Source organism: Tabrizicola sp., assembly GCF_036781545.1.
GTDB lineage: Bacteria > Pseudomonadota > Alphaproteobacteria > Rhodobacterales > Rhodobacteraceae > Tabrizicola.
The window spans coordinates 1-8,389 of sequence record NZ_DAIQAT010000151.1 but is presented as its reverse complement, the minus strand read 5'-3'; the positions used below and the strand labels follow the sequence as shown (position 1 = coordinate 8,389).

The window sequence follows — 8,389 nt, the reverse complement described above, 5'->3', positions numbered from 1 at the left end:
ATCCTGTCGGAAGCCGCCGAAGTGCCCTCGGAACAGATCCGCCGCGGCGACATGACCGAACAGGAATTCCGCCGCTTCGTCGAGGCTGCGAAGGCGCTGGAGGCCTGCCCGCTTTACATCGACGACACCCCTGCCCTGCCCATCAGTCAGGTCGCGGCGCGGGCACGGCGGCTGAAGCGGACGCATGGGCTGGATGTGCTGATCGTGGACTACCTTCAGCTTTTGAAGGGGTCGTCCAAAGACAACCGGGTGCAGGAAGTCTCGGAAATCACGCAAGGCTTGAAGGCGATTGCCAAGGAGCTGAACATCCCGGTCATCGCGCTGTCCCAGCTGAGCCGTGCGGTGGAAAGCCGCGACGACAAGCGCCCGCAGCTTTCAGACCTGCGGGAATCGGGGTCGATCGAGCAGGACGCCGACGTGGTGATGTTCGTCTTCCGCGAGGAATATTACCGCGAGCGCGAGAAGCCCGGCGATCACGAGCTGGAAAAGATGGCGCAGTGGCAGGCGCTGATGGAATCGGTGCATGGGAAGGCCGAGGTCATCATCGGCAAGCAGCGCCACGGGCCCATCGGCACGGTGGAACTGTCGTTCGAGGGTCGCTTCACCCGCTTCGGCAACCTCGCCCGGCCCTGGCAGGGTCAGGGCGGACCGGACGTGGGATTCTAGGTCCGCGACCGGATCGGATCGGCCAGAAGGCGCAGACCGTTCAGCACCACCAGCAGCGTGCCGCCCTCATGGCCCAGCACGGCCAGCGGCAGCGGCAGGCTTAGGAACAGGCTTCCCGCCACCAGGATCGCCATCGCGCCGATGGAGATCGCCAGGTTCTGCCGGATCACCCCGGCGGTCCGGCGCGAGAGCGCGCGGGCGGCGGCGAGCTTGCGCAGGTCCTCGGCCATCAGCGCAACATCGGCGGCCTGCAGGGCGACCTCGCTGCCCGCGACGCCCATCGCCACGCCGACATCGGCGCGGGCAAGGGCAGCGGCATCGTTAACCCCGTCGCCGATGAAGGCGACCTTCCCCTTCGTGGTCGCGGCATCGACCAGATTCACCTTGTCGCCCGGCAAGAGGCCGGCATGGATTTCGTCGGGCGCGAGGCCGAGGTCAGCGCCGATCCGGACCGCCACCGGGGCACGGTCGCCGGTCATCATCAGGATATCCGTCCGGCCCCCCGCCTTGAGATCGCGCAGCGCCTCGGCGGCGGTGGCGCGGGGTTCGTCGGCAACCGTCACCCCGCCCAGCACGCGGGGGCCGCGTCCGACGAGGACCAGCGTCTCGGACCCGTCCGCCAGCGGGGCAAGGGTCTCGGGGAGCGTCGTCCCCATCGCGGCCAGCATCCGGGCGTTTCCGGCCCAGACCGGACCCTTGTCATCCTGCCCGGTGATCCCCTCGCTGGGATGGGCACGCACATCCTTGACGGCAAGCGGAGTGATCCCGCGTTCGGCCGCCTCGCGCCGGATGGCGTCGGCGATGGGGTGTTCCGATTGCGCCTCCAGCCCGGCAGCCAGCGCGAGGAAGGTGGCCTCGTCGCCTTCCAGCGCAACGACATTCGTCACCGACGCCAAGCCGGTGGTCAGCGTGCCGGTCTTGTCGAAGGCGAAGGTCCTGACCTCGGCCAAGCCCTCCAGCGCCGCGCCGCCCTTGAACAGCACCCCGCCCCGCGCCGCCGCCGACAGGGCCGAGAGGATCGCCGCCGGAACCGAGATCACCACCGCGCAAGGCGAGGCCGCGACGAGAAGCGTGGCGGCGCGATAAAGCGCTTCGGAGGGGACATGTCCCAGGTAGCGGAAGATGAAATACGACAGGAACGATCCGACGAAGACCGCGATGGTGTAGCGCTGGCCGAACCAGTCCGAGAAGCGCTCGGAGGGCGACTTCATCGCCTGCGCCTCGGTCACCAGCTTGATCATCTGCGCCACGGTGCTGGTCGCGAGGCCCCGCGTGACCTCGACCGTCAGGATGGCGTCGAGGTTCACCGTCGCCTCATGCACCGGATCGCCCGGCGCCTTGCGCACCGGAAGCGATTCCCCCGTGACCGTGCTTTCGTCCAGATGGCCGGCGCCTTCGGCCACCTGCCCGTCCACCGGCACCCGCGCACCGGGGCGCAGGATCACCCGGTCGCCGGGGACAAGGTCGGCAACCGGGACCTCGACCACGCCTTCCGGCCCCTGCAACAGGGCGGTCTCGGGGCGGAGTTGCATCAGCGCCTCCACCGCCCGGCGCGCCTTGCCCATCGAGCGGTGCTCCAGCGTATGCGAGAGCGAGAAGAGCGCGAGGAGCACCGCCCCCTCCAGCGCCGCGCCGACCAGTGCCGCCGCAATCGCCGCGACCACCATCAGAAGGTCGATGTCGAGCCGTCCATGATGCCAAAGCTCGGCGACGGCGGTTCGCAGGGGCGGCACCCCGCCGGTCAGGTAGGACAGCCCCAGCGCGGCCCAGACCAGACCCTGCGGCAGGGGCTGCAGGAAGGCGTCGAGCGCGGCAAGGGCCAGACCGGCCCAGCAGAGGATCGTCAGGTAGAGCCCGGCATCCTCGTCGTCATGGCCGTGGTCGTGGGAATGCGCGCTCACATCATCTCTCCAGGCTGCGCCCCACCGTTGCGCAGGGGGTGGGAAAGGGCAAGCTCCCGCCCTGCCGGAGGTTTCTGCTTGACCAAGGCCGCGCCCCGGTCAAAACAGCCGCATGGCAACCGGAACCCTGACCATCGACCTCGATGCCGTAGCGGCGAACTGGCGCGCGCTGGACCGCCTGTCCGGCGCGGGCGTGCAGACTGCCGCCGTGGTGAAAGCCGATGCCTACGGGCTGGGCGTGACCCGGGTGGCGCGTGCCCTGGCCAATGCAGGCGCCCGGCGTTTCTTCGTGGCCGCGGCCGAGGAAGGCGCCTCTGTGCGCCAGGCGCTGGGGCCGGGGCCGCAGATCGCGGTCCTGTCCGGTCATATGGCGGGCGATACCGAGATGATCCATGATCTCGACCTGACGCCGATGCTGAACAGCCTGGACCAGATCACCCGCCACCTCGAATCGCTGCCCGGCCATCCGTTCGGAGTGCAACTGGATACGGGCATGAACCGGCTGGGCGTGGAAGTGCTGGAATGGCAGGCAGTGGCGCCGATTCTGGTCGAGGCGGGGCCGGAGCTGCTGATCAGCCACCTCGCCTGTGCCGACGAGCCCGATCATCCGCTGAACGAGGTGCAGCTCAAGGCCTTCCACGAGATGACCGACGGCACCGGCCTGCCGCGCAGCCTGGCGGCGACGGGGGGCATCCTCCTGGGCCCGCGCTATCATTTCGACCTGACCCGTCCCGGCGTCGGGCTTTTCGGCGGGCGGCCCTATGATGCGGCGCTCCCGGTGCTGACGCTTTCCCTGCCGGTGATCCAGACCCGCGAGGTGAGCGAGGGCGAGACGGTGGGCTATGCCGCAAGCTGGATCGCGACGCGCCCCTCGGTCATCGCCACTGTCGCGGCGGGCTATGCCGACGGGTTGCCGCGCACCTTGTCGAACCGGGCGCAGCTCTGGGATGGCGACACCGCCTGCCCGCTGGTGGGTCGCGTCTCGATGGACATGATCACGGTCGACATCACCGACCTGCCCGAAGTCCCGAAACACCTCGACATCATCGGCCCGAACCAGCCGGTCGACGTGCTGGCCGACATCGCGGGCACCATCGGCTACGAACTGCTGACGGCGCTTGGCGTACGCTATACCCGCCGCTACCAGGAACGCCCCGCATGATCGCAGCCGCCCTTGGCGGCATCGGCCGCCCGGTGTTGCAGGCCATCGCTGCCGTAGGCCGTGTGGCGCTTTTCGCCGCCTCCATCCTTGGCCACCTTTTGCGCCCGCCCTTCTACCTGCGCGAGCTGGGTGCCTCGCTCCTCCAGATCGGCTGGTATTCGCTGCCGGTGGTCGGGCTGACGGCGATCTTCACCGGCGGCGCACTGGCCCTGCAGATCTATGCCGGCGGGTCGCGCTTCAACGCGGAATCGGTGGTGCCCTCCATCGTCGCCATCGGCATGACGCGCGAGCTTGGCCCGGTACTGGGCGGGCTGATGGTCGCCGCGCGGGTGGCAAGCTCCATCGCCGCCGAGATCGGCACGATGAAGGTGACGGAACAGATCGACGCCCTGGTGACATTGTCGACCAACCCGCTGAAATACCTGGCGGTTCCGCGCGTGGTGGCCGCAACGCTGGCGATGCCGGTGCTGGTGGCCACCGGCGATGCCATCGGGATCATGGGCGGCTGGCTGGTGGGGATCACGCGGCTCGACTTCAACTCTGCCGCCTACCTCAAGAACACGGTGGATTTCCTGCAGGGCTGGGACGTGGGCTCGGGCCTCGTCAAGGGCGCGGTCTTCGGCTTCATCGTGGCGCTGATGGGCTGCTATCATGGCATGAACTCGGCCCGCGGTGCGCAAGGGGTTGGCGCGGCGACGAAATCGGCGGTCGTCTCGGCTTCCGTGATGATCCTCGCCGCGAACTATGTCCTGACCGAAGTGTTCTTCTCGTCATGATCGAGCTTCGCGGAGTCCACAAGCGGTTCGGCACGAACCGGGTGCTGCAGGGGGTGGACCTCACAATCGCCAAGGGCACCTCGATGGTGATCATCGGCGGGTCGGGGACGGGCAAGTCGGTGCTCCTGAAATGCATCCTGGGGCTGGTGCGCCCCGATACGGGCACGATCACGCTGGACGGGCAGGACGTGACGGCAGGCGACCGCGATGCTTTCCTCGCCCGGTTCGGGATGCTGTTCCAGGGCGGCGCCTTGTTCGACTCGCTGCGGGTCTGGGAGAACGTGGCCTTCCGCCTCGTCCGCGGCCCGAAGGCCCTGCCCAAGCATGCGGCGCGCGAGGTGGCGGTGGAGAAGCTGCGTCGGGTCGGCCTGAAGCCCGAGGTGGCCGATCTTTTCCCTGCCGAACTGTCGGGCGGGATGCAGAAGCGCGTCGGCCTCGCCCGCGCCATCGCAGCGGAACCCGAGATCATCTTCTTCGACGAACCCACCACGGGCCTCGACCCGATCATGTCCGGCGTGATCAACGACCTGATCCGCGAGATCGTGGTCGAGATGGGCGCGACGGCGATGACCATCACCCACGACATGTCCTCGGTCCGCGCGATTGCCGACAACGTGGCGATGCTGCATGGGGGCGTGATCCGCTGGACCGGGCCGGTTTCGGAAATGGACGCAACGCTAGACCCTTACGTGCAGCAGTTCATCCACGGGCGGGCGGATGGGCCGATCGAATCCGTCCGCTGACCGCGAAAATTCGATTCAAATTGCGCTTGCTCCTTGAAGAAATATTCCACGGGAGGTCTGGAGGGTGTGAAACCCTCCAGACCGACGCCAGCCAGGGAAAATGCCGGTGAAGTATCTGAACCTTGTCCTCCTCATCCTTTTCCCCGTGGCCTGGTTCGCGCCGCTTCTCCGCGCAGCGATCCTGCCGATCTTCGGAATGGACGAGATTTCCGTCATCACCGGATTGCAGTCCCTCTGGGACTCCGACGCGGGCCTTGCCCTTCTCGTCACCTTCCTTGCGGTCTTCGCGCCCTATGCCAAGACCATCGGCCTTGCACTCCTGCACTGGAACCTGCTGTCGCCCAGAACCCTGCCGGCGCTGGAAATCCTGGGGAAACTGGCGATGGCCGATGTCTTCCTGATCGCGCTTTACATCGTGATCGCGAAGGGCGCAGGCCATGTCACGGTGGAAACCGCTTGGGGGCTCTGGCTTTTCAGCCTCTGCGTGCTTAGCTCCATCCTGATCGCCTGGATCTCCGGGCGCAGCCTTCGTGCGAACCACCCGGATAATCCCTGAGCCGCAATGACCGACCCGATCCCGCTTTCCCTTCTTGACCTCGTGCGCGTGCGCGAGGGGTTCGATGCCGCCAACGCGCTGGCCGAAGCCCAGGCCATCGCCACCCATGCAGACCGTCTGGGCTTCCATCGCTACTGGGTGGCCGAACATCACAACATGCAAAGCATCGCCTCGGCGGCGACATCGGTCGTGCTGGCCCATGCCGGGCAGCATACAAGGCGCATCCGCATCGGCTCGGGCGGGATCATGCTGCCGAACCATGCGCCCTATATCATTGCGGAACAGTTCGGCACGCTCGCGGCGCTGTTTCCTGGCCGCGTCGATCTGGGCCTTGGCCGCGCGCCGGGGACCGATCAGGCGACATTGCAGGCCATCCGCACCTCTGCAGGGGCCGCAGAACGCTTCCCGCAGGAGGTGATGGAGCTGATGCACTGGTTCGCCCCCGCCGACGAACCGGGCTATGTGCGCGCCTGGCCCGCGGCCGGGGCAAAGGTGGATTTCTGGATCCTCGGCTCGTCGCAGTTCGGGGCCATGCTGGCCGCGGAACTGGGTCTGCCCTACGGGTTCGCCTCGCATTTCGCGCCGGACTATCTGGATGAGGCGTTGCACCTTTACCGCACGCGGTTCAAGCCCTCGTCGCAGTTGCAGGCCCCGCGCGCCATGATCGGGGTGAACGTGGTCTGCGCCGACACGACCGAGGAGGCAAGGCGGCTCTTCACCACCGCGCAGATGAGCTTCTGCGGCATCTTCCGCGGCGTGCGCGGGCTGTCGCAGCCCCCCATCGACGATATCGGTACCTACTGGACCCCGCGCGAGGAGGCGCAGGTCTCGCGCATGCTGAGCTGCGCGGTGGTGGGCAACCCGGCCGAGGTGAAGGCGGGATTGTCGGCCTTGCAGGCGCGGACCGGGGCGGATGAATTCATCATCGTCACCGACATCTGGGATCCCGAAGCGCGACGCTGCTCGCTTGCGCTGACGGCCGAGGCCTGGGGTCTGACGGCGGCATGAGACGGGGGGCGGTGGCCCGCGCGCGCTGCCTTGATGCTGCCAAACATTGCAGGCACTGTCGCCCCTGATGAAACAGATAGCCTCTTTCACCTGCACCGTCTGCGGCGCGGCCTATCGCAAATGGGCTGGCAAATGCGATTCCTGCGGGGGCTGGAACACCATCGTCGAAGAGGCGCCGCTCTCCACCGGCCCCAAGGCACTCGGGGCCAGGGGCCGGTCCATCCCCCTGACCGATCTTGCGACCGAGGAAGCGCCGCCGCCCCGCGCCTCGTCGGGGATCGACGAACTTGACCGGGTTCTGGGCGGTGGTCTCGTTCCCGCCTCGGCGATCTTGGTCGGCGGCGACCCGGGCATCGGCAAGTCCACGCTGCTGCTGCAAGCCGCCGCAAGTTTTGCCCGCAACGGACTGAAATGCCTCTATATCTCCGGCGAGGAAGCCAGCGCGCAGGTGCGGATGCGGGCGCAGCGCCTTGGGCTGACCGACGCTGCCGTCCATCTGGGCGCCGAGACCAACCTGCGCGACATCCTGACCACGCTCGACGCCGAACGCCCTGCCCTTGCGATCATCGATTCCATCCAGACCATGTGGCTGGATCAGGTCGAGGCCGCCCCCGGCAGCGTCTCCCAGGTTCGCGCCGCCGCGCATGAGCTTGTCACCTTCGCCAAGCGGCGCGGCGTGGCGGTGATCCTCGTCGGCCATGTCACCAAGGAAGGCCAGATCGCCGGCCCCCGCGTGGTCGAGCACATGGTCGACACCGTCCTTTATTTCGAGGGCGAGCGCGGCCATCAGTTCCGCATACTGCGCGCGGTGAAGAACCGCTTCGGCCCCGCGGATGAGATCGGCGTCTTCGAGATGACAGGCGGCGGGCTGGCGCAGGTGCCGAACCCCTCGGCCCTGTTCCTGGCCAACCGCGACCAGCCCGCCCCCGGCAGCGCCGTCTTCGCCGGGATCGAGGGCACCCGCCCCGTCCTGACCGAGATCCAGGCGCTTGTCGCGCCCTCCACCCTCGCCAGCCCGCGCCGGACGGTGGTGGGGCTGGACAGCGGTCGCCTCTCCACCATCCTCGCCGTGCTGGAGGCCCGCTGCGGCATCCCCTTCGCCGGGCTGGACGTATTCCTGAATGTCGCGGGGGGGCTAAGGGTCAGCGAACCCGCCGCCGACCTTGCCGTCGCCGGGGCGCTTCTATCGGCCCGCGAGGATGTGGCGATCCCGCCCGACATGGTGCTTTTCGGCGAAATCAGCCTCTCCGGCGCCCTGCGCCCCGTCGGCCAGACCGAAAACAGGTTGAAAGAAGCCTCGAAACTTGGTTTCTCACAGGCGACCGTGCCATCCCATTCAAAGATCGAGGGGGCGGCAGGGCTGACGGTCCGGCAGATGGCGGACCTGACGGCGTTTGTGGGCGAAATGTTCGGGGCGGGATAAGCCCTTTGAAAAGAACGGAATGGGGACGTAAGCGATGGAAAACCTGACCGCAGTTGATGGGGGCGCCGCACTCATCATCGTCATTTCGGCCATTCTCGCCTTCTCGCGCGGTCTGGTCCGGGAGCTTATGGCGATCCTCGGCTGGATCGGCGCC

Annotated in this window: 8 protein-coding genes and 1 pseudogene; 8 read left to right on the top strand and 1 reads right to left on the bottom strand. The window is 67.6% G+C overall.

Annotation, left to right across the window (positions count from 1 at the left end):
- Window positions 1-666, top strand: a 666-nt coding sequence (locus tag V7Q39_RS17035; RefSeq protein WP_333817810.1) for a DnaB-like helicase C-terminal domain-containing protein, incomplete at its 5' end; no start/stop codon positions are given.
- Here V7Q39_RS17035 and V7Q39_RS17030 read toward each other — a convergent pair.
- Complete coding sequence (locus V7Q39_RS17030) at window positions 663-2,567, bottom strand: heavy metal translocating P-type ATPase (protein WP_443082536.1); 1,905 nt, start codon at window positions 2,565-2,567, stop codon at window positions 663-665. The two genes, V7Q39_RS17035 and V7Q39_RS17030, sit on opposite strands and share 4 nt — an antisense overlap.
- Before the next feature lie 112 nt (window positions 2,568-2,679).
- Here V7Q39_RS17030 and alr point away from each other — a divergent pair, with 112 nt between their 5' ends.
- The 7 genes and pseudogenes from alr to V7Q39_RS16995 all read left to right on the top strand — a co-directional run.
- Window positions 2,680-3,729, top strand: a complete 1,050-nt coding sequence (gene alr, locus V7Q39_RS17025; RefSeq protein ID WP_333817809.1) for an alanine racemase — start codon at window positions 2,680-2,682, stop codon at window positions 3,727-3,729.
- Window positions 3,726-4,505, top strand: a complete 780-nt coding sequence (locus V7Q39_RS17020; protein ID WP_333817808.1) for an MlaE family ABC transporter permease — start codon at window positions 3,726-3,728, stop codon at window positions 4,503-4,505. The genes alr and V7Q39_RS17020 overlap by 4 nt, the downstream gene beginning before the upstream one ends.
- Entirely contained in the window at window positions 4,502-5,248 is a 747-nt protein-coding gene (locus tag V7Q39_RS17015) for an ABC transporter ATP-binding protein (RefSeq protein WP_333817807.1), read from the top strand. Before V7Q39_RS17020 ends, V7Q39_RS17015 begins: the two co-directional genes overlap by 4 nt.
- 100 nt (window positions 5,249-5,348) lie before the next feature.
- Window positions 5,349-5,804 carry a paraquat-inducible protein A gene (locus V7Q39_RS17010; RefSeq protein WP_333817806.1) on the top strand — a complete coding sequence of 152 codons (456 nt, stop codon included), beginning with the start codon at window positions 5,349-5,351 and terminating at the stop codon, window positions 5,802-5,804.
- Between the two features lie 6 nt (window positions 5,805-5,810).
- Window positions 5,811-6,812, top strand: coding sequence for an LLM class flavin-dependent oxidoreductase (locus V7Q39_RS17005; protein WP_333817805.1), 1,002 nt, complete (start codon window positions 5,811-5,813; stop codon window positions 6,810-6,812).
- A 67-nt stretch (window positions 6,813-6,879) separates the two neighbouring features.
- A complete protein-coding gene (radA, locus tag V7Q39_RS17000) occupies window positions 6,880-8,235 on the top strand; it encodes a DNA repair protein RadA (RefSeq protein WP_333817804.1) in 1,356 nt (451 codons plus the stop codon).
- 34 nt (window positions 8,236-8,269) lie between these two features.
- Window positions 8,270-8,389: pseudogene (locus V7Q39_RS16995) on the top strand (CvpA family protein); the annotation flags it as partial.